We start from the raw sequence: 226 nt of genomic DNA, 5'->3' as shown, positions 1-226 counted from the left end.
TCCGTCGTCGGCAGCGTCAGATGTGTATAAGAGACAGGTGCTGCGGGGCCTGACGCGTCCGGTCGCGAGCCAGGGCGTAGAGGTACCCGACGAGCAGCAGCATCGCCGGTGCCTCGGTGTAGGCCCTGTCTCTTATACACATCTCCGAGCCCACGAGACGGAGCTACGTCTAGGGGGGCGGCTTGTGCTTGGGAAAGGGGGGGGGGGGGGGGGGGGGGGGGGGGGG

General features: G+C 68.6%; 1 protein-coding gene. It reads right to left on the bottom strand.

Annotated features, from left to right (window positions below):
* Positions 1-16 precede the first annotated feature (16 nt).
* Positions 17-142 carry a hypothetical protein gene (locus tag ACR9ZK_RS22770; RefSeq protein WP_481344195.1) on the bottom strand — a complete coding sequence of 42 codons (126 nt, stop codon included), beginning with the start codon at positions 140-142 and terminating at the stop codon, positions 17-19.
* Positions 143-226 lie beyond the last annotated feature (84 nt).

The sequence above is a fragment of the Monashia sp. HAY1-5C genome (genome assembly GCF_056755255.1).
This window is presented reverse-complemented; position numbering and strand designations above follow the sequence as displayed.